Below are 26,927 nucleotides of genomic sequence, written 5' to 3' on the forward strand. Positions count from 1 at the left end.
GCAAGGTGTCTACAGAATCAAAGTAGGGCGCGAAAACCTAGTTCTCACGGCTGGCGCGGTACAGCTCAGCGGCGCGCCCCTCCGAAGACTCGTCATCACCGAGCATCAGGTAGCACAAGTACAGGGTGAAAGCGGCGCGGCGGTCGGCGGCGAGCGTCTCCGTGTTATCACCCTCAGGGGTGCTGAAAGCAATAACGTCATGCGCCTGAGGCAGGGCGGCGATCAAGTGCGCGGCGGTTTCGTAGCCGTCCTGGTCACCAGGCAGGGTGACGTAGTGCGGCTCCGGGTTGTCGGTAGTGTTTGCACCCGCACGAGCGGCGGAAAAGTTAGCCTTGAGGACGTCCTCAACACGGCTCATCAGCTCAGCATCGGGCAGGGTGAGGTCATCCGCATCGAACGCAACGTGGATGCCGTTCAGAGTCTCGTAGGGGTGCTCACCCGCGTAGTATCCGGCGGCAAGAACGTAGCCGGTGAGTAGCTGCGCCTCGGCGGCGGTGAAGGTGCCGCGCGCCTCACGCAGGGCGGGCAGCAGAAGCTCGGCCAGGAGCGGGTGCAGGGACTCGGGGGCGTTCGCGATAGCCTCCTGCAGGGACTCTTCCGCCTCCGCGGTGGGCTCGGCGTTGAGCAGGGTCAGGAAAGCCTCATCGGTGCCCTCCCAGTAGCGGGCAATCAGCACAAGGGTTGCAACGAGTGCGAGAAGTTCACGGTAGTCGCCGGAACGGTCAGCGGCGAAAGTGTTAGCAACAACGCGGGCGAGCATGCGCGCGGCAATGTTCTCGAGGATGTACTCGTCGTAGGCGTTATCGCCGGGCCAGTTTGCGGGGTCGGGAAGGTAGGTTTCGTCCAGGTATCGCAGCACGGGTTCGAGGGGCGCGGGAGCATCCGCCGCGAGTTCGGGGCAGCACTGCTCAACCCAGCTGTTCACGGTAGCCTCGTCAGCGATACCGGTAGCCTCAGCGAGCTGGACGCGCGAGAGGCTGTACGGTGCAACGAGTGCGGCGAGGTCGTCGCCCGCGCCGTTGGAACGGTAGGTGGGCTGGTAGTTGGGGTCGGGAAGAGTTCCGGGGAGGTGGGTGGCTGCCATGGTAGCTCCTTCACTGAGGTTCGGGGTGAATTGGGTTGTATGGTGTGCGATGCTCGGGACCGCCTGAGGGGTCGGCACTTTTTCTCGCTACGCATCTTCTAGTTTCAGAATATCCCAGAGCCCCGCATCGTGTGCTGCCCGTCGTCATTACCCGCCCACTAACCGCGAAAAGCCACATGTGTTTCGAGAAGCCACGTCTTTGGTGGCTTTTCGAAACACATGTGGCTTCTCGGCGATTAATTAGAAGTTCAGATCTCCTAGGTGGCCGGCAACCTCATCCACAACATCCGTAAACACAGCGCCGACGCGCTCAATCACCGGGCGGAAACGCAACAGCTTACCGCGAATCTGCACCTTCAGCTTAGCCTTGCCGGTGTTATCCGCCGCATCCAGAGCCGCAGCATCCGCAACGGAGTCCTTCAGCTGGCGAGCCAACATGACAAGCTCCTCCTCAGTGAGTACCTGAGTCAGAATGTCGATTGCGCACAGCTCGTCGTAGACTCGCACCTCGCGAGCAGACAGGCCCAGGCGGCGGCCACGTTCGGCGTCATTCTCAGCCTCGGTAGCCAGCGAGCGAACAGCGAGCAGTAGCTCTTCAAGCTCCTTGCTGCTCTTATTCTCAAAGGCGTTGTAGCGCTTGAGCAGCTCTTCCAGACGCTTCATGAAGTAGACGACTCGTGCCTGCTGGCCTTCCAGGGAGTTCTGAATCTGCATGGTCACCAGGTCGGCGGCGTTCTGAGCTACCAGAGCGGCCGCATCCGTGCCGGACAGCTGCTCGATTGCCGAATCGGTCAGCTGACGCAGGTCGATAGCGCTCTCACCGTTGGCATTCACCGTGATGATGTTGGTGCCACCGGTCTCCACGGCCTCGTTGAACAGGCGTTCCATCTGCTTCTTGATTTCTTCAGCGCTGATGGTCTGTTCGAAGGCTCGGTTGGTCAGGCGGCGGTTCTTCACGCCCTTGTGTACTTCACGCAGGAATTCGAGTCGCGCAATCATGGCCGGGGTCAGGGCCTTAGATACTTCCTCCTTGTCCTTGAGGGGAATGAGCTGTCGGTACAGGTCGATGATGTGGCTCAGGAGCTTAGAGACCTGCGGTGCATCACCATGAGGTGCGCGTTCCGCGTCCTGCTCGTAACCCAGGATCTTGCTCTGTACCAGGGTCAGCATGCGTTCGTATTCCCGCGGGTCTACGCCATTTCCGCGGCTTTCAGCCATGGCGTACCAGTCGATGCCCAGGTATTCGGTGAGCTGCGCGTAGGAGGTCTTGAAGTCTTCCAGCAGCTTCTCGCCGCGGGTTACGGGGTTGAAGTTGACCTCTTCACCACCGGTGGCGTACTGCTTCAGGGCCTTGCGCAGGTTGGTGTGCAAGGGCAGGAAGCCAACAATCAGACCGGACTGCTTTTCCTTGTAGGTGCGGTTGATGCGGGCGATGGTCTGCATCAGGTTGTGTTCCTTCTGCAGACGGTCCATGTACATGGTGTGCAGTACGGGGGCGTCAAAGCCGGTGAGCAGACGATCGGCCACCACAATGATTTCCAACTGGTTTTCGGGATCCTTGATGCGACGCTCAACCGCACGGGAATCGGCCTTGTTGCGGCGGAAGGGTGCGAGCTCCTCCGTGTCGCTCGTGGTACCGGAAATCAGCACCTGCACGCGGCCACCGTTGATGTCTTCGGGGCCTTCGGGGGCCCAGTCGGGACGCTTCTCGATGATTTTGTGGAAGAGTCGCACGGCGTGCTCACGACCGGAGGTAACCACCATGGCCTTGCCGATGCCGCCGCTCATTTCTTCACGCATGAGCTCGCGGCGTTCTTCCCAGTGCTCGACAATGTTCTTCGCGACCTCGTCCAGACGCTCGTCAGAGGCCAGCAGCTTCATAATCTGGGTCTGCTCAAGCTTGGTCTTATTGGCCATTTCGAGTTCCAGCGCATCAGTCAGCTCCTCAATGGACTGGCCGATTTCTTCGCTGCCTTCAGTGGTTGCCATCTTAATGTGGCGCGGCTGGTAGAGCAGCGGGACAGTTGCGCCTTCTTCAATGGCGCGGTCGAAGCCGTAGGTGTGAATGTAGTCGCCGAAGACTGCGGTGGTGTTACCGGTCTTGTTGTCGATGGGGGTGCCGGTGAACGCGATGTACTTGGCGTTGGGCAGGGCGGTGTTGAGGTTGTGTGCGTATCCTTCCAGGGTGTCGTAGTGGGAGCGGTGTGCCTCGTCCACCATGACGATGATGTTCGAGCGGTCGGAGAGCTGCGGGAACTTCTCGTCGGGGTCTTCCATGCCGAACTTCTGCAAGGTTGTGAAGAAGATACCTCCGGACTGGATGTCGTTCAGGCGGTTCTTCAGTTCACGGCGCGAATCGAACTGGACGGGTTCCTCGGGGAGCATGTCCTTGGCGTTCAGGAAGGTCGTGTAGAGCTGGCTGTCCAGGTCGGTGCGGTCGGTGACCACGACGATGGTGGGGTTGTGCAGCGCCTTTTCACGCATGGCGGCGCGGGCGAAGAACAGCATGGAGTAGGACTTGCCGGAGCCCTGGGTGTGCCAGACGACGCCTACCTGTCCCCTGCCGGTGTGGGTCTTCACGGCGCGGTCGAGTGCCTCGCGGACGGCGTAGTACTGGTGTGCCTTGGCGAGGATCTTGACGTAGGACTTGCTGCCTTCTTCGCTGCCGGTGCCTACGAAGAGGGTGAAGTGGCGCATCATGTCGAGCAGAATTTCGGGGGTTCCGAAGGCCTGGATGATGCGGTTGAGCGGGGTGCTGTGCTGGCCGTTATCGTCGTGGTAGGTACCGTTGGGGGTTTCTGCACCTTCGGCGTTGTAGTTCCACTGGGCGGTGTGCGAGAGCGGGGTGCCGATGGTGCCGTAGCGTGCGTGGTCGGCCTGCCCCATGATGGTGACGATGTTGTAGATGAATGCCTGCGGGATTTCACGCTGGTAGGTGTTCATCTGGTTGTAGGCTTCGGTGAGCTTCTTGTCCTGATCTTTGAGCTCGATGATGCCTACGGGCAGGCCGTTGCAGTAGAGCACCACGTCCAGGCGGTAGGTGCGTCCGCTGGAGAAGACGGTGACCTGCTGCGCCGCCAGGTAGGTGTTCTGGGCGGGGTCTGCGGATATGACCTGCAGGTTGCGGGTGCGCAGGGTGCCGTCGGGTGCCTTCATTTCCACGGGGATGCCGGCGCTCATGTAGCCGAGAGCTTCTTTGTTCTCAGCCATAATGTTGGCGCTGCGGCGGCGAGTCAGGGTGGTGTAGGCCTTCTGCACGTGGTCTTCGGTGGCGTCCGGGTTGAGGCGGCGCAGGGCTTCCTTGACCTCGCCGGGGATGATGAGGGATTCACGGGATTCACGGCCGTGACGGAACGCCTTGTAGTTGGGCAGAATCGAGTCCGGAACGCGGGTTGCCCGTACGCGCTCTTCGTAGGTGGTGTCTGCCTGAATACCGGATCCGTTGGTTAGCTCCCAGCCCTTATCTGCGAGTTCAGAGAGGACGCTCAGTTCCCAGTTCTTTTCAGCCACGGTGGCTCCTTTCGTTGCTGGTGTCTTGCACCTTGCATGTTGTGTGAATACTTTGCCTGTGTGCCGGTTGCTCATTTTCTGTGGTGAGCTGTGCGGCGTTGTATATCTCTAGAATGCCTGATGACGAGGGGGAATGTCGTTATTGTGTTTTACCCCGGGGTAAGCGAACGCGCTGAGGTGCTGGGTTGATTACCCCGGGGCGCACTGTTGAGGGGAGTATCCGGGCAGTTAGTGGGGCTGTTCCTCGTCGGATTCTCCTGGAGTGGATTCTTCTGAAGTGGCCATTTCAGCCGCCAGAGCTTTCAGGGCTTGTCGGATTCGCGCAGCTTCTTCTGCCTCAAGGCGTTTCCGCTCAGCATCGGCCTCCCAGGTGGAGCGAAGGTCTAGGCGATTAGCCATGAGGTCCCGTTCGTAACGTCCACGGACGGCACGCACATGCTGCAAGGCTTCAGCCAGGGCGGCTTCCACCTCGTCGAAGGCGTTGAGTTCCTGAGTGAGGTAGCGTGCAACGGGGTGGGTGACGTATGCGTCCGCGTTTTCGGGTGCGTCACCCTCAGCCTCGGAGTTTCCGGCTTCAGCACTGTCAGTCTCAGGCTTTTCACTGAACCATTCGAGGTCATTGTTGTTCCACGCCAGACCGTCAATATGGGGCAGCGGTTGCTTCTCCCAGCCCCTGATGTCTGTGCTGGTCTTGCGCTTTTCGGGGGCAAGGTGGGTGCTGATCCTGAGGGCGGTGCCCTCGGCTAGGCCGTTGAGGAGCGCTCGCAGAAGGTGCGCGAGTAGCTGGGCACGCTGAACGTATTCACTGGTGGCGTGCAGGCTGGACCGGCTGGGGGTGTAGTGGCGGAATCGAAGTACGGTCATGCCCGGGCCGATGGCCTCTCCCCCGTGTTCGCTCAGGTAGACGGCGGGACCGCCGTAGGCCTGGTCGTAGGCGGGGTAGATGACAATGTCGTTAGCTTGGGTGAGCTGGGTGCCTTCGGTCAGGTCGAGGGCGCGCAGGTAGTGGCTCTCAGCGGGCAGCACACCGTAGCGTGCGTAGTGGCCAAGGGCGTGCGCATCGAGAACACGGATGCGTTTCCTGTTGTTTTCGACATCGCCGTAGCGTGTGCCGGTGACCTGGCGGCCGGTGATTTTGGTGAGTACTTTCTCGGTTTTGATGAGCTGGTTGATGGTGATGTCGTATTCTTCGCCGTGCGGAATGGACCGTTCGTCTTCGGGGGTGCGAAGGTGCGGCACGGTTACGGGCAGGCCGGTGGGGAGAGTTTCGAGGAGTGCGGGTAGGTCTCGGGTGAGGCTGGTGAGTAGGCTGAGGCTTTCTTCGGGGGTGTTGTTGGAGACCGGGTTGATGTGCAGCTCGTCGAAAGAGGCGTTTTTGAGCGCGTCGGAGGCTACGATGACGCCGCGAATGATGTCTTCGGAGCCGATTTCGCCGCGTTCGAGGTAGCCGCGGGCGGTGTTTGCGACGAGTTCGGCGACTGGAGTCAGCACCGGCGTGTTGGAGCGTTCGGCGAGAGTGTAGAGTTTCTCGTCGTCGAGGGAGCCTAGGTAGACGGATCCCTGGGGTTTGCTTCCGGGCGCGAAGATGCTGAAGAGGCCCAGGCCGAGGCGGGTTTTGGTGTTGACTTTGAGGTGTTCGGGGCCGAGGTCGATGACGGCGCGTAGGCGCATGCCGTGGTTGCCGGGCTGCACGGTGATGGCGGTGAGGAAGTCGTCGACGAGCTTGTCTTGGCGGGTTTCTTCGCCGCGGTGTGCGGCTTTGAGGTGGCGACCGAAGCCTGCGAGTACGTCCAGGGGTGCGAGGACGGCAAGATATTCGCCGGCGCGCACCGGGTAGGTAATGGCCCCGTCCGTACCGATGCCTTCGTCAACGGTGTAGGCGAGGTTCTCGAGGGCGGCCCAGGCTTCCTCTTGCTGTTCGGCAAGGTTGTCAGGGGTGCCCGAGGGGGTGTCGAGCGGCAGGATGATGAGGTGGTTGGCAGCCGCCTCAGGCAGGGTTGCTGCGGGGTTGGGGGCCTTTTCCTGCACCGTGCTGCTGGTGGTTTTCCCGCCGGTGGCGCGGCTCTGTTGTTCGGCCCAGCGTTCGGCGTGGTAGAGGTCTGCGGCCTGCTGTTCGGCGGAGTCCTCGTCGGTGAGGAGCAGGTAGCAGAGGTAGAGGGTGAAGTCGGGTCGGCGTTCGTCCGTCAGCGCGCCGGTACCGTGCCCGCCGGTGGCGCTGAAGGCGATAGCCTGGTGGGCCTGGGGCAGGTAGGCGACGAGGTGCGCGGCGGTTTCGTAGCTGCCGTATCCTCCGTGCAGGATGAGGTTACGCCGGTCGGGTTCGCTACCGCCGAAGGCGAGGTCGTGGTGGGTGGTGTAGGAGCCGGCGTTGAGGAAGTCGGCTACGTAGCGGATGAGCTCGGCGTCGGGTAGGGCGTTGGTGCGGTCTGCGGCGGCGAGTGATGTGTGGATGCTGTTGAGGGTTTCGTGCGGGTGGGCGCCTGCGTAGTATCCGGCGGCGAGCGCGTAGCTGGTGAGGAGCTGCGCTTCGTTGGTGGTGAAGGTGCCTCGGGCGGCGCGGAGTGCGGGTACGAGCAGTTCGGTGAGGATGGGGTGCAGGGCTTCGGAGGCGGATTCGATGGACTGTTGCAGTTCTTCTTCAGCGTCTGCGTTGGGCTCGGGGTTGAGCAGGGTGAGGAAGGTTTCTTCTGACCCTTCCCAGGTGCCTGCGAGGAGCACAAGGGTTGCGATGAGTGCGAGGAGTGCGCGGTAGTTGCTGCTGTGCGGGTGATCGGTGCTGAAAGTGGCGGCTACGACGCGGGCGAGCATGCGCGCGGTGATATTTTCGAGGATGTACCGGTCGTAGGAGTAGCTGCTGGGCCACTTTTTGGGGTCGGGCAGGTGCGTCTCGTGCAGGTAGCGCAGGATGGGTGCGAGGGGCACGGGGGTGCCCTGCGGGAGGTTGGGGCAGCACTGTTTGACCCAGGTGTTGACGGTGGGTTTGGTGGCGATGCCGACGGCTTCGGTGAGCTGGATGCGTGAGAGGCTGTAGGGTGCGACAAGTTCAGCGAGGGCGCTGTAGGTGGAGTTGTTGGGCCGGTAGGTGCGGTGGTTGGTGGGTGCCATGGTAGCTCCTTTGCTGAGGCGGTCGTGAAGTAGGTGATTGCGTGGTAGTAGGGCGGCACGCCCTGCCCGGTCGGTGTGAACCGGCCGGGCAGGGCGGATGCGGCGCTCCCCTAGCGTCTAGCCAATGAGGCGCTTAATGAGAGCGTCACGGGTTTCAGCAAGCTGAAGGTTCTCTTGTTCAAGAGAGAAAATCTCTTGTTCAACACTTGTTAGAAAATCTTCTACGCCGTTAGAAATAGCAGTCTCACTGAACGGTATATCCAGCTCGGAGAGACCCTTTTTATTAATGGCACTAAAAATTGTTCCTTCACCCTCGAATTTCTCCCAGAGATTAGGATTAGTTTTCAGAGTGTAGAAAAGAGTATTTTCCTGGCCACACGATGAGCGAATAGCTGCCAGACCTCGCCCAACACAACATGCTTCAACCGAACGATTAAGAGCACCAATCGGAGCACGAACACTGAACAGAATATCCAGCGGTTCTGCCATTCGAGTTGCAGCAGTTGTATATGTGCGCGGTGTGGGGTACCTGAATCCAAAATCTTTTTTACCTTGGAAAAAGAGAACTCCAGAACCCTCAGTGTTTAGAGTCTCTCCCTTCGGAGATTGACCCATAACTATATGAGCAATGTCATTAAGTTTCTGAGTTTTTTGAACTGACTTTAGATACTTACGGGTTGCTGCCTCCCCCAAGGAATCTAGTGTCTGGATGAGGCGGGTGTTTGCTTCGATTTTGTCGTCGAGCGAGCCCAAAATCCCAGCAATCCGCTCCTGCTCCTCCAGAGGGGGCAGGGAAATATCCAGATCCTTTAAATCTTGAACACGGAGATAAGGAAGTGCACTACCAGCAACCAGCGAAGAGATATTTAGCGTCTTAAATTTATAATACAGCCATATATTATTCACCGCAGCCGAGGGCACAGCTGCCATTAGGTTGTTATCAATACACATAGGTATTGATGACATGGCAAATCTTTCCCTTTTAAGACCCTCTCCAATTTTGGCAAAGACAATCGACTTAACCGGTATGATTTTGGATTTAAGAGTTTTGAGCTGAGATTCTTCAATCCAATTATCAATATTCCGCCATGAAAGCCCCGCAGCAGACTGCAAATCTTTTACCTTAGCGAAGGGGTAATCGCCAGAGACTTTTCCTTGTTCTTTCTGGGGGAATGCAGAACCAGCCACAAAGGCGCATATATCCCCCAGCTTGACGATAGTCCACCCCGCCTCACGCTGAGCGTCCGACAGTACAGCCACTACAGCTCACCACCCTCAAGGTCCAGTGAGGCCAGCTGCTCACGCACGACCGAGCCCAAACGCTCCGACTCAGCGAACTGATCCAGCAGCTGCTCACGCAAACCGGCAATACGCGCATCCAGCTCCTGGGTGCTCTCACCCTCAGACACAGCGCTACCCACGTAGCGGCCCGGAGTCAGCACAAAGTCCTGCTCCCGCACATCCTCAAGCGACGCCGAGAAACAGAAACCCGCCTCATCCTCATACACGCCAGCAGTCGGCTCCTCGCCAGCCTTCACCAGCGAACCATCCGCATGATACATCGACGACATACCGCGCCACGCACACCACGTATTCGCAATCTTCGCGATATCCTCCTCAGAGAACACACGCTCAGTACGAGACACCATATGGCCCATCGAACGGGCATCCATAAACAGAACCTGACCCGAACGGTCCACCGAACCATTCACACCGGCAGACTTATCCTTCGACAACAACCACACACACGCCGGGGAGCTCGTCGTCGTAAACATATTCGGCGGCAACACCAACACAGCAGCCACCGCGTCGCCCTCAACCATGGCGCGACGAATACCGCCCTGACCACCAGTATCAGCAGTCAACGAACCATTCGCCATCACCACAGCAGCCGAACCCTTCACATCCAGCTTCGACCACACATGCTGCATCCACGCAAAATTCGCGTTATTCTTCGGCGGAACACCAAACACCCAGCGCGGGTCATCCTCAACCCGGTGCCACTCCTTGATGTTGAACGGCGGGGTCGTCAACACATAATCAAAACGCTCGCCCGGGTGCGAATCCTCAACGAACGTATCGCGCCAGCGGTCGCCCACCGAACCATCAATACCGTGAATCGCCAGGTTCAGGCGCGCCAAACGCCAGGTCGCCTGGTTACGCTCCTGACCATACGCAAGCACACGCTGGTCACCCTTACTGCGGTCATCAAACGCGCCGCCGGCACGGTGCACAAAATTATTCGACTGCACAAACATGCCGCCCGAACCACAGCACGGATCATACACGCGGCCACTCGTCGGCTGAATCATACCCACCAGAGTATTCACCACAGTCGTCGGGGTGTAGAACTCGCCGCCCTTCTGACCCTGCGCACGAGCAAACTTACCCAAGAAATACTCATACACAAAGCCCAGAACATCCTTCGACGAAGAATGCTCACCATCACGCACCGCCGCGAAATTCGCATTCGACAGCAGATCAATCACCTGCGCCAGGGTGCGCTGCTCCACCTTCTCACTCGCATACATGGGCTCAAGGGCACCCTGCAACGGCGGGTTCTGAGCCATAATCTCGTCCATAGCCGAGTCAACCAGCTCACCCACACGGTCACCTTTCGCCTGCTGCACCAGGTCAGACCAGCGGGCACCAACCGGCACATAGAATGCATGACGAGCATGGTAGTACGAAGGCTCCTCCAGCTCCTCAGCCAGAGCCTCACCCTCAAGGCCGTACTCCTCAGTCAGCATGTGCTGAACATCCTCGCGAGCCTTATCGAAGGTGTCACCAATGTACTTCAAGAAGATCAGGCCCAGCATGAAGTCGCGGTAACCGCCGGACTCCATGGAACCGCGCAGAATGTCCGCGGACTTCCACAGCATCTCCGCCAACTCAGCCGGAGTAGTAGGGGCACCCGACCCCTGAGATACAGGCGCTTTCGCCATTATTGTGCCTTTCAACGTCACCGGGGGTGGACCCCAGATGTCCTCAATGTAAGTGTCTAACTATCTATTATCCCTGCTGGCCGGAGGTGAGGTGGCCGGGGTGGTCATCTCCCCCTCCTCCCCTCTCTTTCCGCCGAGAAGCCACATGTGTTTCGAAAAGCAACATGTTTGGTGGCTTTTCGAAACACATGTGGCTTCTGGAGACTGCTATAAAGCGCCCTCCCGCAGGAATTCAAAGAATATACTCCCTTTCCCCCGCACCCAGTCCGATAATTTTTCGCTTACCCCGGGGTAAATCAAAAAATCTCAGCTACCCTAAACCCTCCCCCTATTGTGGAGGTACAAGGTCACTGCACGACACCGCACCACCTGCCCCGGTGCAGGCCCAAACGGGCCGGGGCAGCCCCTCCAGATAGGAGAAAAACTCATGGACTTTATCAGCAAGGTTATATTGATTTGTTTCCCTCTGCTCACCGTTATCTTTGCGCTCCCCGCTGCTATCATGCAATTCGCCACTAATATCTTGAACTTCCGCGCAGCACGCTTAAAGTACAATGACGCCAAGAGGGCAGCCGCCACCCCCGGAGCGGGAAATACCACTCAGAAGCTCAGCGTCGGCACCATCAACGGCAATGGCAACCACGTGCACAACACCCACCAGCATGTAGGCAACGGCTCCGCAGCCATTAGCGGCGACGGTAACCGCACCGCCATCGACAACAGCCAGCACACGCACAACCACGCCTCCTCCAAGGGAACGCAGGCAAGTAATGACGATGCCTTCGACAGCATCGCACTTGCTGTTGTTGGCAGTCTCCTTATCGCGGGTGCGTTCCTCATCAGCTGGCCCACTATCAGCTGGATCCTCGCAGCCTGCTGGGTTACCTGTCTCGTACTCATCGGTTGGCAGGTAAAGCTTCTCAGCCCTAAGAGCATCAACTCACCTGAATCTGCCATTCTGAATGTGCTCTACCCTGCATCCCTGCTGGCGATTGTTGGCGGCACCTGGCTCGCTCTCCTCGGGGCAGGTAAGTACAACATGGCGACCATCTACACCACCGTCAGCGGACACTACGAGTCTCACCCTCAGGGCAGTATGGTTGCGCGTTTCATTCAGGCAGTTACTGCGTCATACGGTACTGCAGGGTTCACCCTGATTATGCTCAACCTGCTTGCTGCCCTCTTCATGCTGGGGACTTTGATTCAGTGCTTCAAATACTCGATTAACGTAGTAATTGCAGTCCGCCGTGGCACCGTCACCAACCTCTCCATTCAGGAGGCAAGCATGAGCTTCTTCCTGGCTATTGTGAGCCTGGTAGTATGCCAGCCTGCACTTGCCGAGCTGATTGTTTCGCAGTTCAACAGGTAGCATCCGGTAGGTAAAGTACCGGGCCGTATTCGCTCAACTTATCCACACCCCTCTCGTCGAGAAGCCACATGTGTTTCGAAAAGCCACGTTTTTGGTGGCTTTTCGAAACACATGTGGCTTTTCGGCGTAATAACTAAACGTAACACTTGAACACAAATACTCTCATTTGATGCAATTAAAGCATGATTACTAGAGAAGAACTATCAACGATGATACGCACCCGCACCGAACTCATCACCTCAGCCACCCACACACGAATCACCCTAAGCCACGCCCTCAACCGCGGCGAACTCACCCGCGTCTCAAAAGGGCACCTTCTCCCCACCCAAACCTGGAACAACCTACACCCCAACGACCAGCACTACGTGTGCATCCTCGCGCACCTCAACGAATACCCCGCCAACATCCTCGCCGCTCAAAGCGCAGCCATCGCTTGGGGCGTCTCCTCCCTCAGCCCACCACGTCACGTTCAAGTACGAGGAGCCGGAGGCGGCCGCCGAGAAAACATCCAGCGCATCCAAGACATCCTCACCGCGGACAGCCCCATCGTGTACACACCCGAGGGAATCCCCACCGTCACACCGCTAACAGCTATCACCACCTGCGTGAAAACGCTCCCCTTTCGCGACGGGCTCGTTCTGGCCGAAAGCGCCCTTCAACGCTTCGCGCGGGAACCGGATATGCTCACCTACGAAGAGCTCAAGAAAGAGCTCTCATCTGCATCTGGCCGCGGGTGCCGAACCGCCCGCCTCGTCGGACATGAGCTCAGCCCACACTCAGAATCCGTTGCTGAAACCTGCATGCGGTTACTTCTCGATGACCAGGGAATCCGATACAAGCAGCAAGAAACCATCATCTGCGAAGGTCATGCCTATCGAGTGGACTTTCTGCTACACGCCATTAGCCTCCACGGCAGGCCCGTCATTCTGGAGGTAGACGGCAACGTCAAATACAACGCCAAAGAGGACCTGGTTCGGGAGAAGAATAGACAGGATCGGCTACTCCACGCGGGGTATGCTGTCATCCGTGTTTCTGCTAAGGATGCTATCTACCGTCCGAGGCGGGCCCTGCAGGTGCTGCGTGCTGCTGGAGGGCCCCAAACTTAACCGCGAAAAGCCACATGTGTTTCGAGAAGCCACTAAAAATGTGGCTTTTCGAAACACATGTGGCTTCTCAGCGAGTAAAGAGGCGGCTATCTAGCCAACAAACCACTCGATACCAGGAACATCGCCAGGTAGAGAGCTATACTCACCGTGAAAAGACGCTGCGCACTTTCCAACTTCGATCCAACAATCACAGCACGACCTCCCAGCGCGCTAGCGGCAAGGAAAACAGAGTGCAACAGAACTTCCGGAACAAGCATTCCCCACACAAAGAACAGCACGGTATACGCAGCCAGAGCTACCAACCCCGGAACACCGTATCCACCCATAACACCATTTACAAAGTCCACGTCAGTCGGACCTGCAGAAAGACCCGCCTGAATCAGATTGACCATCGACCAATGTTCGCTCATCTGCAGGCCATTCGACAGCGTAGAGCTGAGAGCCGTACCGGACGAAGTCACATACATCAGACCAAGTAAGGCGTTGGGCTTCATCTTCTTACCCTTAGCCCGTGCACGCTTGGAACAACGCACCATTGCAGTCAAACCCAGCAGTAGTACCGCGAATACCGAAATGTCAGCAACCCACACCAAAGCCTCTACCGAAGAGCTTTGCTGTAGCATGACCACCCACATCGCCGCGGCCACAAATCCGCCCATCACGAGGTTGATGATAATATCCGGACCGCCCAAAATGGAGGAACTTAAGATACGGTCTTCGTCGTCCGATTCTCGCGTGTACTCCTCGCCCTTCGTCGTGGCTCGCAGATAACGAATCGATGTGGTTACACCACCCACGGCTGATATTGCAGCCCTCACGAAGAAGATAATTACGCTCACCAACAGCAGGACCAACGTTGCTGAGTTCAACCATTGTGACAAGTTCATATCATGCCTTTCTTCTGGGTGGCCTTGTAATGCAGTGACCACCCATCCAATATGTCCCCTTCAGACTATTCCTGATGTGGGGGCCGACCCCTTGTTCGCAATTTACCCCGGGGTAAATCAGGCTATGTTCTTTCCTTTCAGATAAGCGAAAAGCCACATGTGTTTCGAAAAGCCACGTCTTTGGTGGCTTCTCGAAACACATGTGGCTTCTCGGCGGAATATGAGGATGTTAGTCCAGCAGCGCGTCCACGAATGCTTCCGGGTCGAACGGCGCCAGGTCGTCCGGGCCTTCACCCAGGCCGATGAGCTTGACGGGAACGCCGAGCTCCTCCTGAATAGCGACCACGATGCCGCCCTTTGCGGTGCCGTCAAGCTTGGTCAGCACGATACCGGTGACGTCCACGATATCGCCGAAGACCTTCGCCTGAACCATACCGTTCTGGCCGGTGGTCGCGTCAATCACGAGCAGAACCTCGGTGACCGGCGCTTCCTTCTCAATCACGCGCTTAATCTTGCCGAGCTGATCCATCAGGCCGGACTTGTTCTGCAGGCGGCCCGCGGTGTCCACGAGCACGGTGTCAACGCCCTGCTCCTTGCCAGCCTTCACAGCATCAAACGCGACGGATGCCGGGTCGGCACCTTCCTTCTCGGAACGCACGGTCTTCACGCCCACGCGGTCACCCCAGGTGGTCAGCTGCTCGGAGGCGGCCGCACGGAACGTATCCGCGGCACCCAGGAGCAGGGTCTGACCGTCAGCGACCATCACGCGGGCAATCTTACCGACCGTGGTGGTCTTACCAACGCCGTTCACGCCAACGACCAGCACCACGCCGGGGTTGCCGTCGCTGCCGGCGGTCTTCAGTTCGCGGTCCATGTCGGGGCGAACAATCTTCACGAGCTCTTCGCGGAGCATCTTCTTCACGGCGGCGGGGTTGCTCGTACCCTCAACACGCACACGCTGCTGCAGCGCCTCCACCAGGCGGGTGGTCGGCTCGGAGCCGAGGTCGGCGAGCAGCAGGGTCTCCTCAACCTCATCCCAGACGTCCTGGTCGATGCGGTCGCGAGAAAGCAGAGCCAGCAAGCCCTTGCCGAGCATGTTGTTGGAGCGTGCCAGGCGGGCACGCAGGCGCACCAGGCGACCCGCGGACGGGTCGGGCATATCAAGTTCAATAGCGCGAGGTGCCGAGCTTTCGGGTTCTTCCGCCGAACCGCCGGAGGCCTTAGCCGCCTCCTGACGCAAAGACTGCAGGTCCGCGGTCTTCTTGGGTCGGCGCAGAACGGCGAAAAGCACACCGGCGATAACCAGTACACCCAGCACGATTGCGCAAATTATCATCATCGTTTCATTCACACTACTAGCTTACCGGTTTGGGCGGTTTGGCTGGTCGAGGTGACGCGCATGCCCGGCTGTCGGCGGAGTAGACTGGACACTGTTAAGTTTTTTAGCCGAACACATGGTTGACAGTTGCGGGTGGGGCCCGCGGCTGCCGCACGGCACCGCACGATTTCGAGGATGAGCATGAGGAACCCTGCCAAAACACCGCCTGTTTTTGACCCGCGCACGATTGATCCGAACCGTGTGCCGACCGGTTTGAAGGTTCTGATTGCTGCGTCGTTCATGATTGCGGTGGGTTTTGGTTTGGTGGCGCCGGTGCTACCGAACTATGCGCAGAACTTTAATGCCACTGTCACGATGGCGACGATGGTGGTTTCTGCGTTGGCGATTACGCGCCTGATTTTTGCGCCGTCGGCGGGTCAGATGATTACCCGTTGGGGTGAGCGTCCGGTGTACACGATTGGCATGCTGATTGTGTCGGTGACGTCGTTTATGATTGCGTTTGCCTGGGATTATTGGGTGTTGCTGGGTTCGCGTGCGGTGGCGGGTATCGGCTCGGTCATGTTCACGGTCTCTGCGATGGGTCTGCTGGTGCGCCTGTCCCCGGCGCATATGCGTGGCCGTATTTCGGGCTATTATGCGACGGCGTTCCTGCTGGGTAACCTGCTGGGCCCGGTGATTGCGAGCGCGCTGGCGCCGTTTGGTATGCGTGCGCCGTTCATTGTGTATGGTTTTTCGCTGCTGGCGGCGGGCCTGATTGTGTGGTTCTTGATGCCTTCGCAGGCGGCGCTGGAGGCGGAACGTGACGCGATTATGGAGGCGGCGGCACTGGCTGAGGGTAAGGGCACCGGGGTGCTGCCGTCGGCGGCGGGCTCCCCTGCTGACACTCAGGCTGGCGCATCCGGCAAGGCGGCTAAGCCTGCTGCATCCGGCGGCGCTGCGGGTAAGAGCGACCTGCCTGCGATGACGGTTCGTGACGCGTTGAAGTTCTCGAATTACCGTTCTGCGCTGGTTTCGAATTGGGCGATTGGCTGGTCGGTGTTTGGTGTGCAGTCGTCGATTATTCCGTTGGCGGCGGCGTATTTGGCGACCGGTGGCGACATGTCGAATTCGGTGGCGGGTACCCTGTTGGCTTCGTTGGCAATGGCGACGAACTCGTTGGGTAATGCGTTGACTCAGACGTTCTCGGGTCGTTTTTCGGATCGTTTTGGTCGCCGTGTGATGGCGTTTTCGGGTCTGCTGTTGGCGGGTTCTGCGGTGACGTTTATGGGTTTCGCGCCGGTGGCGTGGGTGTTTGTGTCGTTGACGGCGTGCCTGGGTATTGGTGCGGCGTTTATGGGCCCGTCGATTCAGGCTGCGGTGTCTGATGTGATTGGTACTCGCCGCAGTGGCGGCCAGGTGTTGGCGGTGTATCAGATGACTAGCGATTTCGGTATGATTCTGGGCCCGCTGGTGGCTGGCATGATTGCGGATGTGTGGGGCTTTGTTCCGGCGTTCATTATCAGTGGTTTGTTGTTGGTGGCGGCGGCGTTTACGTGGGCGCCGTTCCGTAAGGCGCGCTGGCCGAAGGATATTGCGGACGCGGACTATACGGGCCGCTAAGAGCTCTCTAATAAGTAAAAAGCCGGTGCCTGCTGCGAAGCAGGCACCGGCTCTATCTCTATGTATCAGGTCTGTATCCGGGAAGTAGATAAAAATCCGACAGGATAAATAACCCTAGAATCAGGTGAGCTGACCCGAGAAGGAAACCCCAGACCAACCCCTATTTCAACCATCCCAAGGCGAGCTAATTAGAGAAGGGAACCACATACCAGCTTCATATACCCAAGACTGCGGCGAGCTACCCCGAGAAGGTACCCACCTACCAACCCCTTCTATCCTCCACCCGAGGGATAGGCGACCTAGAGGGCGTCCCGGACACGCGAAGCGGGGGCTCCGTCCTCGAAGCGCCCCCAGGCGCTGAAGAGGGGGCACTCCCCCGCGAGCGTTGTCCGGTACAACCTCTCAAACAACTAGCCCACGGAAGTCACTCCCCCGCGAGCGTTGTCCGGTCGTCTTCTCTTAGCAACCCTTATCGGGTCACGGGCACCTTGGAGAATTCACGCACGGTACCTTCGGGGTCGCCGGAGCGTACCAGCGCTTCACCGATGAGCACAGCATCGGCACCGGCACCAGCGTAGGCGCGCACGTCCTCAATGCTGGCGACACCGGATTCGGCGACCTTGATGACGGAGGTGGGCAGGTGCGCCGCGAGGGATGCGTAGTGCTCGTTGTTGACTTCGAGGGTCTTGAGGTTGCGCACGTTGATGCCGACGATTTTGGCGCCGATGCGCTGGGCGACTTCGATTTCTTCGGGGGTGTGGGTTTCAACGAGGGCGTTCATGCCGAGCGATTCGGTGAGTTCAAGGAACTCGCGCAGGGTCCGCTCGTCAAGTGCCGCGACAATCAGCAGAACCAGGTCGGCGCCGTGTGCGCGTGCCTCCCAAATCTGGTACTCGTCGACGGTGAAGTCCTTGCGCAGCACGGGGATGTTCACGGCGGCGCGGACTGCGTCAAGGTCGGCGAGGGAGCCGTTGAATCGGCGCTGCTCGGTGAGCACGGAGATTGCTGCGGCGCCACCTGCCTCGTAGCGTGCGGCAAGCGCAGCGGGGTCCGGGATTTCACCGAGGGCACCCTTGGAGGGCGAGGAGCGCTTCACCTCAGAAATAATGCGTGCGGTGGTGCCGTTGCCGCCGCCGGGTACTTCGCCGCGCAGGGAGGCGAGCGCGTCGCGGGCGGGTGCGGCTGCGAGGGCGCGCTTCTTCATTTCTTCGAGGGGAACCTGCTGTACGCGGGCGGCGAGGTCTTCGCGGACGCCGACGATGATCTCGTCGAGAACGGTGCTCATGGTGTCTCCTTGGGTTACTTGGTGGCGTTGACGGCTGCGTCTGCGTCCAGGGGTGCCAGGCCGGAGGCGGTCAGCACGGCGCGCAACGGGGCGGCGGACTTGTTGACGGTTTCGAGGGTTTCGGAGTCCGGGTTGGAGTCCATGACGAGGCCCGCACCTGCCTGTACGTAGGCGGTGCCTTCCTTGAGTACGGCGGTGCGGATGGCGATTGCCATGTCCATGTTGCCGGCGAAGTCGAAGTAGCCACATACGCCGCCGTAGACGCCGCGGCGGGTGGGTTCGTATTCGTCGATGAGCTGCATGGCGCGCGGCTTGGGGGCACCGGAGAGGGTGCCTGCCGGGAAGGCGACGCGCAGCACGTCGTAGGCGCTGAACTGCGGGTCGAGTTCGGCGCTGACGGCGGAGGAAATGTGCATGATGTGGCTGAATCGCTCAATGATCATGAACTGGTCGACGGATACGGTTCCGGGCTTGGCGATGCGCGAGAGGTCGTTGCGTGCCAGGTCGACGAGCATGAGGTGTTCGGAGCGTTCCTTCTGGTCGGCGAGCAGTTCCTCGGCGAGTGCGAGGTCTTCTTCGCGGGTTGCGCCGCGCGGGCGGGAACCGGCGATGGGGTGGGTGCTGGCGATGCCGTCCTTGAGGGTGACGAGCGCCTCCGGGGATGAGCCGACGATGTGGAAGGGGGTGCCGTTGCTGTCTTCGAAGTTGAAGAGGTACATGTACGGCGAGGGGTTGGACTGGCGCAGTACACGGTACACGTCGAGTGCCTTGGCGTTGGTTTCGGCTTCGAATCGGCGTGAGAGCACGATCTGGAAGACGTCGCCGTCGATGATGTTCTTCTTGGAGCGGTCGATGGCGTCCTTGAAGCCCTGTTCGCTCCAGGTGAGGGTGACGTCTTCGCGGACCTTACGGTCAACGTCTGCCACGCCGGAGAGAGTGGAGGTGGTTGCGGTGGCGCCGCGCTGTAGGCGGCGGAGCATGCTGTGCAGGCGCGCGACGGCATCCTCGTAGGCGCCGTCAACGTTTTCGCTGGTGCCGTTGAAGTTGATGGCGTTGGCGACGAGCAGGACGGTGCCGTCCTTGTTGTCGTGAATTGCCATGTCGGAGACCATGTTGAGCGCGAATTCGGGCAGGTTCACGTCATCGGCGGGCGGGAACGGCAGGTGCTCCCAGTGGCGCACGACGTCCCAGCCGAGGTAGCCAACCAGGCCGGAGGTGAGCGGCGGCAGGGTCGGGTCGGGTTCGGTGTAGAGCATCTGCAGGGTCTTTGCGATGGCTTCTACGGGGTCGCCGTCGACGGGTGCGCCGGCGGGGGTGCGGCCCTGCCAGTGGACTGCGCCGTCAACGGTGGTGAGGGTGGAGCGGGAGGACGCGCCGATGAAGGAGTAGCGGTCCCAGGCTGCGGATTCGCCTTCTGCGGAGATTTTGGCGGATTCGAGCAGGAAGGTGCCGTGGGCTGCATCGACGGGTTCGCCCTGGTCGTTTTGGAGTACGAGGGATCGGTAGATGCCGATGGGGGTGAGTGAGTCGGCGAGGATTTTGATGTGTACGGGAATGACGCGGGTGCCGGCTGCGCGGGCGCGGAATTCTTCGAGGCTGGGGGTGATGGTGCCCAAATCCTGCATTGCTGTACTCCTTGGTGTTGGTTTGGGAGCGCGTCGGTGCGCTGTGTCCCTTAGCTGCTGCGCGGGGTTTTTACCGGTACATGGGGTTTTACCGGTACATGGGGTACCGGGACATATGTTCCGGTGTGTATCTCTCTGGCGCATACTTGCCAGATCCATAGACGCCCGATAATGCCTGATAAATCCCGGTAAGCCCGGTGCGCGGGTTGTTTCAGTTTAACCGGTACTACGGCCCAGTTCCACGGTGAAGAGTCAATAGTTCTCTTCGTGAAACTGAGCCGCGTACCGTTCAGCCGTGTTAGTTGCTGAACTGCTTGAGGGTTGCTGCGGTCTGCAGTGCCGCCGCGGTCGCCTCGTAGCCCTTGTCTTCGTTGGAGCCTTCCAGGCCTGCACGGTCGAGTGCCTGCTGCTCGTTATCGCAGGTGAGCACGCCGAAGCCGATGGGGCGGCCGGTCAGCACGGACACGTCGGTCAGGCCGTTGGTTGCGCCCTGGCAGACGTAGTCGAAGTGGGGGGTGCCGCCACGGATAACCACGCCGAGCGCGACGATTGCGTCGAACTTTTCAGCGAGGCGGGTTGCTGCGACGGGCAGCTCGAAGGTGCCGGGAACGCGCACGAGGGTCGGCTCGATACCTGCGTCGCGTGCTGCACGCTGCGCACCGTCGATGAGGCCGTCCATGACCTGGGTGTGCCAGCTTGCCGCTACGATTGCGAGCTTGAAGCCCTTGTAGTCTTCGGGGTTGAGGGTGGTGTCTGCTGCGCCTACGCCGCTCATAGTGTTCTCCTTGTGGGTTTTGGGGTTTTGAAAAATTAGGGGTTTGCAGGGGTGCCGCTACGCGCTTTTGAGCACGTGGCGCATGCGCTCACGCTTGGTCTGCAGATAGTGTGCGTTCTCGACTCGGGCGGGAATTTCATCCGGGATGAGTTCGGTGACCTGCAGGCCGAGGCTTTCGAGCGCCTCCTGCTTGGCGGGGTTGTTGGTCACGAGCCTCAGCTCGTTCACACCGAGTTCCTGCAGAATCAGTGCCGCCTGCGAGTAGTCGCGCATATCGCCGTCCAGGCCGAGCGCCAGGTTCGCGTCGAGCGTGTCGAGCCCGGCATCCTGTAGCGCGTAGGCGCGGAGCTTGTTGACCAGGCCGATGCCGCGTCCTTCGTGGTTACGCACGTAGATGAGGTACCCGCCGGTGCGGCCAATGATGCGCAGGCCGTTCTCCAGCTGGGGGCCGCAATCGCATCGGAATGAACCGAAAATATCGCCGGTGGCGCATTCGGAGTGGATGCGCACCGCGGGCGCTCCCCCGTCCTCGGCGGGTACGGGGGTGCCGTCACGGTCGAGGGCACGGGCACTGAGATGCTCGGCGCCGTCTGCAAATCGCCAGGCGCGCAGGCCGAACACACCCTGCGGGGTGGGTACGGCGACCTCTTCGGTGCTTTCTACCAGCAGCGGGCTGGGGTTGGGCACCATGTCGAGGGGGCTGACTCGGTAGCCTTCAGCGAGCTGGGAGGCGATGCGCAAGGATTCGGCGCTGAGCTCTTCAACCTGCGCCTCAACCGACTCGACCAAGGTGTCCGCTGAGGGGGTGCCCGGCTCTGCCAAGGTGACAGCCGCGGGGGTGCTCAGCTCTGCGGGAGTGCCTGGCGTTGCTTGGGTGTTAGGGGTTTCGCTCATGCGTTCTCCTACGCCTTAGCTACGTACTTGATGAGGTCTTCGATAGAGATCATGGGCAGGTTGTGCTCGGTGGCGAAGGCGCGCAGTGCGTCGAAACGCATCATGGAGCCGTCGTCGTGCACGACCTCGGCGATAACGCCCACACCGGACAGGCCCGCCGCGAGGGAGAGTTCCACTGCGGCTTCGGTGTGGCCGGGGCGCTCCGCCACGCCGCCGTCAACGGCGCGCAGCGGGAAGATGTGGCCGGGGCGGGTGATATCCGCCGGGGTGGAGGCAGCGTCCGCGAGGATCTGCACGGTGCGTGCGCGATCTGCCGCGGAGATGCCGGTGCTCACGCCGGATGCCGCATCGCAGGAGACGGTGTAGGCGGTGCCCTTGGGGTCCTCGTTGTTGGTGACCATGGGCGGCAGGTTCATCTCGTCGGCACGCTTGTTGCTCAGGGGTGCGCAGACCACGCCGGAGGTGTAGCGGATCATGAAGCCCATCAGCTCGGGGGTTGCGTGCTCGGCAGCGAAAATGATGTCGCCTTCGTTTTCGCGGTCTTCGTCGTCGACGACGACCACGGCGCGACCTGCTGCGATAGCGTCCACTGCGGTCTGCACGCTGTCGAGGACGCTTGCGGCGTCGGCGCGACGCGGCGCAACCTGCTCACCGGAGTGTGCAGAGTCAGCCTGGGGCACGCCTGCGAACGCGGTCAGACGCTGCACGTACTTAGCGAGCGCATCGGTCTCAAGGTTCACGCTGTCGCCGACCTTGAGGGCTCCGAGGTTGGTTGCTTTCAGGGTTTCGGGAATCAGGCCGACCTCGAACCATGCGGGGGTTTCGCCGGGTGCAGATACCGCGGTGACGGTCAGGGACACACCAGAAACAGCGATGGAGCCCTTCTCAGCGAGCAGGGGTGCCAGTTCGGTGGGCAGGTTGAAACGCAGGGTGCTCCACGCCTCGTGCGCGGTGACGGATGCGAGGGTGCCCACCGCATCCACGTGGCCCTGCACGACGTGACCGTCGAGGCGGCCACCGGCAGGCAGGCAGCGCTCCAGGTTGACGGTGTCGCCGGGGTTCAGGTTGCCGAGGTTGGTGCGGCGCAGAGTCTCACCCATCGCGTAGGCGCGGAACTGGCCGGGCTGCAGCTGGTCGAGGTCGATAGCGGTGAGGCATACACCGTTGACGGCGAGGGATCCGCCGTGTTCGAGGTCGGCGACGATGTCACCGGCGTTGAGGGTCAGGTAGGCTGCGTCGCTACCTTCGATGGGGGTGATGGATTCTACGGTGCCGAGGGCGCCAATGATTCCGGTAAACATGTATGCTTTCCTTTTCTCGCCGTGTCCGCCGGGGCGTCGTCGTTGAGGGCGACGGGCGGCGATGGTTTGTTCGTCGGTATAACTATACGTATTTTTCGAATATTCCCCGTGACGGGGAGCTTTTGTGCCAGCATACGAACCAGCCGGCACAAACTAGCCGGGCGCCGGCGGGGGTTCCTTGAGGTACTACTCCCCCGCCCGCGCTCAACCCAAGCGGAGGCTAGTCCAGCCGCGACTAGTCCAGCCTCGGCTAATCTAATCTCGGTTCGGGCGCGTGGCAGGCGTCCAGCTTCGGCAGGGTACGCCGCTCACCCGGTTCCTGCGCCGTTCCGCGAGGTGCCGGCACCAGGTGCGTTGCGGTGTCATTGCCGAGCACGCGCACCGCCGGGAACATGCCCAGGTCGTCCAGTTGCAGGCGCGGCGCCTGCGCGAGGGTGTCCACGAGCAGACGGTACACGGCACTCTTGCCCTGCCCCATGATCATGGGGGCGCGGTACCAGACCATCTCGTCGATGAAGTCTTCACCGGCGAAGAGGCCGACCATGCCGGGGCCGCCCTCAATCATGAGGTGCCGCACCCCGCGGGCGTACAGCTCATCGAGCAGTTCGCGCGGGTCGTGGGTGAAGACCTGTAGGAAGTTCTGCGGGTCCGCCTCCACGCCTTCGGGCGGGTTGAGGCCGCGCACGCGGTAGTTCTCGGTAATCTCGGTTTTGCCCATGACCACGCGCAGCGGCTGCTTCTCGAAGCGTTCCCCGTTGGCGTCGCGCGCGTCCAGGGTCGGGTCGTCCATGAGGGTGGTTCGGGTGCCGATCATGACGGCGTCGGCGCGGTGACGAATCAGGTGCCCGTCAATGCGCGCGGCGGGGCCGGTAATCCACTTGCTCGTGCCATCAGCAGCCGCGATGAACCCGTCCAGGGTGGAGGCGCTCTTTGCGGTAATGAAGGGGCGGCGTTCGGCGGCGGCAATGAACCAGCGCTCATTCAGCTGGTAGGATGCGTTCGCGAACTCCTCCATGGCGTGCACGGTGACGCCCTGGGAGCGCAGGTAGGCGGCGCCTCCGGCAGCGTTTTCGGTGTCGTCGCTGTAGGCGTAGTAGAGTTCGCTGATGCCCGCCTCGGCGACGGCGTGGGAGCAGGGGCCGGTGCGTCCGGTATGGTTGCAGGGCTCGAGGCTCACGTACATGCGGGCGCCGGTGAGGTCGGTTCCCGCGGCTCGGGCGGCGGCGAGGGCGTCTGCTTCGGCGTGCGGGGTGCCTGCGCCTCGGTGGTAGCCCACGTGCAGCAGGTGCCCGTGCGCGTCAGTGATGACGGCGCCGACGAGGGGATTCGCGCCGCGAATACCCTGGCGTGCCGCCTGCAGTGCCAGGGTCATGGCTTCTGCGTGGCTGAGCTCCTGCTCGGGGCTGGGCAGCTGGAGGGTGCGTGCGGCGGGCAGCCCGGCGAGGTGGCCGTACTCCGCGGCGGAGTAGTCCGCATCGTTGCGCGGCGAAGATACGCTCGGGGTGACGGTTACGGGCAGGTGCGCGCTCGCCAGCACCTGCTGCGAGGGGTTCTGCGGCATTTATGCACGGCCCTTCTGCACGTCGGTTACTTCAACGGTCACGTCGGGGAACTGGGTCTGTACCTGGGTCTTCTGCGCCTCCAGGTTGCGGGTGCGCCACCAGACGAAGAAACCAACCAGGGTGAAGCACCCGTAGAACACGTACATGAAGGAGGTCGCGTAGTAGCCTGCACTCCACAGCAGCGGCACGCCGACCAGGTCGACGGCAACCCAGATGAGCCAGAATTCAACCCAGCCGCGCGCCATGCCGTAGGTGGCGAGCAGCGAGCCGGTGAAGATCCAGGCGTCGGACCAGACGGGTTCGTAGGAGCCGAGGGCGCGGAAGATGGGGGTGAGTAGCAGGGTGCCTGCGACCATGGCGACAACCAGGCCTGCGCGTTCGGTGTTGGTAGCCCACTTGGGGATCACCGCGGCACCTTCGGAGGCGTCACCACCGGCGGCGCGGGTGGCGCGCCAACGGTGCCAGCCCCAGATGGACACGGCAATGAACATGATTTGGCGGCCTGCCTGGCCGAGCATGGTGACGGGGTGAGGGCTGCCGACGAGGGCGCCCAGGAAGACGGTGAGGAGCAGCAGGTTGCCGAGAATGCCGACGGGCCACGCCCATACTTTGCGTCGCATGCCGCCGAGCGCCGATGCCAGGCCGAATGCGTTTCCGAGAACTTCGCGCACGAGGAGGGACTGATCCCCCACGTGAATTTGTGCGTCGAAGAGCCACCGCAAGATGTCCATTGTTTCTTTCCTCTCTGAGTTGGACCGTGTTTCGGATGCGCTGTGTGCGCATCTGCGGCGGCTCCGGGGAGAGGAACAGAAAAGGGCGGCTACCGCGGGCATCTTATGGGGTGCCCGATTTATGGGATGGCCGGTATCCGTGGTGAGGCGGGAGCGGCGATTCAGCCAACCGTGGCTGAAAACCGTGGCTGAAATCAGAGACTGCGATCGAGGGGAATAACGTACCGGCACCTACGAAAGGTGCCTCTCCCCTGCTACACAGAAAGCTGATGCTCTCTGAAACAACTGCGTTGGGTGCGCGATGCAAGCTGTCCCAAGGTTTCTCGGGCGGCTCGACAGAGTGCGCTCCTGCCTTTTTCTGCTCGTGCTACCTTCCATCCAGACTGTACTGTCGGCACCGGATTTTCACCGGTTCGGCCTCTCTTGCGGGCGGGCTTCTCTAGCGGAGTCTTGCATCCTGTGCGGATGCGAAGATTCGTATGATTTTTTGCCTGCCTGCGAGAGTGGTTCGCGGGCTGTGACCGCCGGTTCGGAATTTCACCGACCCCGGAGCACGATGTTGATACTGATTATGCCACAGCGCACGCCGGGGGTTTAATTTGTTTTCTCTGGGATAATTTCCGTGACAAGATGACGTTTTATGACTGTACTCTCGGCGCATCTTCAAGACCCTCTCAACAAGCCCTCGCGGCAGCCACGTGCGGGACCGTTTTGGACCCGATTCTTCAATTTTCGGGAATGATTTATCACGGTTTCATAACGGTGGAGAGCACCAAACAGACCAAAGAGTTATGAGGACCTTCTGAGGGGTTACCAGAACACATTGAACACCCGTCAATACCTTTATGACAAGGAATTATAACAATAAGGTTAAATTATTGGTTTAAGGTTTACTCCAGGGGTGATTTAAGGTTATTCTTATCTACAGGAGCTCCCATCACCGATAAACCGGTTCCGTTGAGAGCGACATGATTCGGACCATCCGAGCACTCACGTCAAACCCTTAAGCTTCTGCCATTTGAAGCTGGAAGACTACTCCGTGGACTGCATTCTTTGGATAGTTTTCGACGCAGCATCTGCGCGCACTAAACTGCGCGGTTTATGCGGCACACGATGCTGAGGTGCTTCACCATCGGGAGGCAACCACACCGAATTGTTTTTCTCAACGGAACCGGCGTGGGAGCTCTTCCGAATAAACTTCCGGAAGATCGCATGGCGTGCGCCTTTGTATACCTGTACGAGGGGGCGTTGTGCGTGTCAAACGGTCATAAGCTCCCGTTCTTCTGTCGTCGCCTACCGTGGTGCGCGATGGGGGTTACGGGAACCTTGCGGGATGGTTGATCCCGCGCGCTCTGCATTGTCTTGTGGAGTGTGGTGTGTTTGGGTGGCGTATTCGCAGTGCCGGAGCGAATACGCCACCCGTTTTTAACGTGTAAAACCCTGCCCACCCCAAACTCAGGCGAGCTGCACACGAAACTCAGCCCCAGACCAGCCTCATATACCCCAGACTGAGGCAAGCTAGCCTGAGAAGGAAACCCCGTACCAAGCCACCTATATTTCCCTACCTCAAGGGGATAGGCGACCTAGAGGGCGTGTACCGGACACGCAAAGCGGGGGCTCCGTCCTCAAGGCGCCCCAGCGCCGCAGAGGGGGCACTCCCCCGCGAGCGTGAACCGGTATGCCGCTCTCTCAAACGCAAAGGTCGCCCGCGATAGTTACCTATCACGGGCGACCCTATTTGTTACCAAGCCTATAGGGGCGCAGTCGGGAATGCATAGCGGGGGCTCCGTCCTCGAAGCGCCCCCAGGCG

The 26,927-nt window shown here is 60.3% G+C and carries 17 protein-coding genes and 1 riboswitch; of the genes, 3 read left to right on the forward strand and 14 right to left on the reverse strand.

The window, feature by feature from the left end; translation table 11 throughout:
- Nucleotides 1-37 precede the first annotated feature (37 nt).
- From HMPREF2528_RS05700 to HMPREF2528_RS05720, 5 genes are all read right to left on the reverse strand, one after another.
- Nucleotides 38-1,084, reverse strand: a complete 1,047-nt coding sequence (locus HMPREF2528_RS05700; RefSeq protein ID WP_070543082.1) for a glycosyltransferase — start codon at nt 1,082-1,084, stop codon at nt 38-40.
- A gap of 240 nt (nt 1,085-1,324) precedes the next feature.
- Nucleotides 1,325-4,594 (reverse strand): type I restriction endonuclease subunit R, encoded by a 3,270-nt coding sequence (locus HMPREF2528_RS05705; protein ID WP_070543087.1) that lies wholly within the window; start codon nt 4,592-4,594, stop codon nt 1,325-1,327.
- Between the two features lie 228 nt (nt 4,595-4,822).
- A complete protein-coding gene (locus tag HMPREF2528_RS09200; RefSeq protein ID WP_070543093.1) occupies nt 4,823-7,699 on the reverse strand; it encodes a hypothetical protein in 2,877 nt (958 codons plus the stop codon).
- Between the two features lie 117 nt (nt 7,700-7,816).
- The gene (locus HMPREF2528_RS05715) at nt 7,817-8,959 is read right to left on the reverse strand and encodes a restriction endonuclease subunit S (RefSeq protein ID WP_070543096.1); all 1,143 of its coding nucleotides are present in this window, start codon (nt 8,957-8,959) and stop codon (nt 7,817-7,819) included.
- Nucleotides 8,959-10,644, reverse strand: a complete 1,686-nt coding sequence (locus HMPREF2528_RS05720; RefSeq protein WP_070543100.1) for a type I restriction-modification system subunit M — start codon at nt 10,642-10,644, stop codon at nt 8,959-8,961. Before HMPREF2528_RS05720 ends, HMPREF2528_RS05715 begins: the two co-directional genes overlap by 1 nt.
- Nucleotides 10,645-11,071: 427 nt before the next feature.
- On the opposite strand from HMPREF2528_RS05720, the gene HMPREF2528_RS05725 reads away from it, so the two are divergent.
- Both HMPREF2528_RS05725 and HMPREF2528_RS05730 read left to right on the forward strand, forming a co-directional pair.
- Entirely contained in the window at nt 11,072-12,013 is a 942-nt protein-coding gene (locus tag HMPREF2528_RS05725) for a hypothetical protein (protein WP_070543103.1), read from the forward strand.
- Nucleotides 12,014-12,222: 209 nt separating this feature from the next.
- Complete coding sequence (locus HMPREF2528_RS05730; protein WP_049361967.1) at nt 12,223-13,119, forward strand: hypothetical protein; 897 nt, start codon at nt 12,223-12,225, stop codon at nt 13,117-13,119.
- A gap of 86 nt (nt 13,120-13,205) precedes the next feature.
- On the opposite strand, the gene HMPREF2528_RS05735 is transcribed toward HMPREF2528_RS05730, so the two are convergent.
- Nucleotides 13,206-14,006 carry a hypothetical protein gene (locus tag HMPREF2528_RS05735; RefSeq protein WP_049361968.1) on the reverse strand — a complete coding sequence of 267 codons (801 nt, stop codon included), beginning with the start codon at nt 14,004-14,006 and terminating at the stop codon, nt 13,206-13,208.
- 229 nt (nt 14,007-14,235) lie between these two features.
- Nucleotides 14,236-15,345 (reverse strand): signal recognition particle-docking protein FtsY, encoded by a 1,110-nt coding sequence (gene ftsY, locus HMPREF2528_RS05740; protein ID WP_070543105.1) that lies wholly within the window; start codon nt 15,343-15,345, stop codon nt 14,236-14,238.
- 180 nt (nt 15,346-15,525) lie between these two features.
- On the opposite strand from ftsY, the gene HMPREF2528_RS05745 reads away from it, so the two are divergent.
- Complete coding sequence (locus HMPREF2528_RS05745) at nt 15,526-16,944, forward strand: MFS transporter (protein WP_070543108.1); 1,419 nt, start codon at nt 15,526-15,528, stop codon at nt 16,942-16,944.
- 469 nt (nt 16,945-17,413) lie between these two features.
- On the opposite strand, the gene trpC is transcribed toward HMPREF2528_RS05745, so the two are convergent.
- The 7 genes from trpC to pnuC all read right to left on the reverse strand — a co-directional run bounded on the left by trpC (nt 17,414) and on the right by pnuC (nt 25,117).
- The gene (gene trpC, locus HMPREF2528_RS05750; RefSeq protein ID WP_070543111.1) at nt 17,414-18,229 is read right to left on the reverse strand and encodes an indole-3-glycerol phosphate synthase TrpC; all 816 of its coding nucleotides are present in this window, start codon (nt 18,227-18,229) and stop codon (nt 17,414-17,416) included.
- A gap of 14 nt (nt 18,230-18,243) precedes the next feature.
- Complete coding sequence (locus tag HMPREF2528_RS05755) at nt 18,244-19,854, reverse strand: anthranilate synthase component I (protein WP_049354762.1); 1,611 nt, start codon at nt 19,852-19,854, stop codon at nt 18,244-18,246.
- A gap of 298 nt (nt 19,855-20,152) precedes the next feature.
- A complete protein-coding gene (gene ribH / locus HMPREF2528_RS05760; RefSeq protein ID WP_005506244.1) occupies nt 20,153-20,629 on the reverse strand; it encodes a 6,7-dimethyl-8-ribityllumazine synthase in 477 nt (158 codons plus the stop codon).
- A gap of 57 nt (nt 20,630-20,686) precedes the next feature.
- On the reverse strand, nt 20,687-21,523 hold the full coding sequence (locus HMPREF2528_RS05765) for a GTP cyclohydrolase II (protein WP_141744444.1): 837 nt from the start codon (nt 21,521-21,523) through the stop codon (nt 20,687-20,689).
- 8 nt (nt 21,524-21,531) lie between these two features.
- Nucleotides 21,532-22,824, reverse strand: coding sequence for a 3,4-dihydroxy-2-butanone-4-phosphate synthase (gene ribB / locus HMPREF2528_RS05770; protein ID WP_070543114.1), 1,293 nt, complete (start codon nt 22,822-22,824; stop codon nt 21,532-21,534).
- Nucleotides 22,825-23,074: 250 nt separating this feature from the next.
- Nucleotides 23,075-24,385: a bifunctional diaminohydroxyphosphoribosylaminopyrimidine deaminase/5-amino-6-(5-phosphoribosylamino)uracil reductase RibD gene (ribD, locus tag HMPREF2528_RS05775; RefSeq protein WP_070543118.1), complete on the reverse strand. Its 1,311-nt coding sequence runs from the start codon at nt 24,383-24,385 to the stop codon at nt 23,075-23,077.
- Nucleotides 24,386-25,117: a nicotinamide riboside transporter PnuC gene (gene pnuC, locus HMPREF2528_RS05780; protein ID WP_049337701.1), complete on the reverse strand. Its 732-nt coding sequence runs from the start codon at nt 25,115-25,117 to the stop codon at nt 24,386-24,388.
- A 360-nt stretch (nt 25,118-25,477) separates the two neighbouring features.
- Nucleotides 25,478-25,676, reverse strand: a riboswitch (FMN riboswitch).
- Nucleotides 25,677-26,927 lie beyond the last annotated feature (1,251 nt).

The sequence above is a fragment of the Rothia sp. HMSC078H08 genome (assembly GCF_001808955.1).
In the GTDB taxonomy this organism is placed as follows: domain Bacteria; phylum Actinomycetota; class Actinomycetes; order Actinomycetales; family Micrococcaceae; genus Rothia.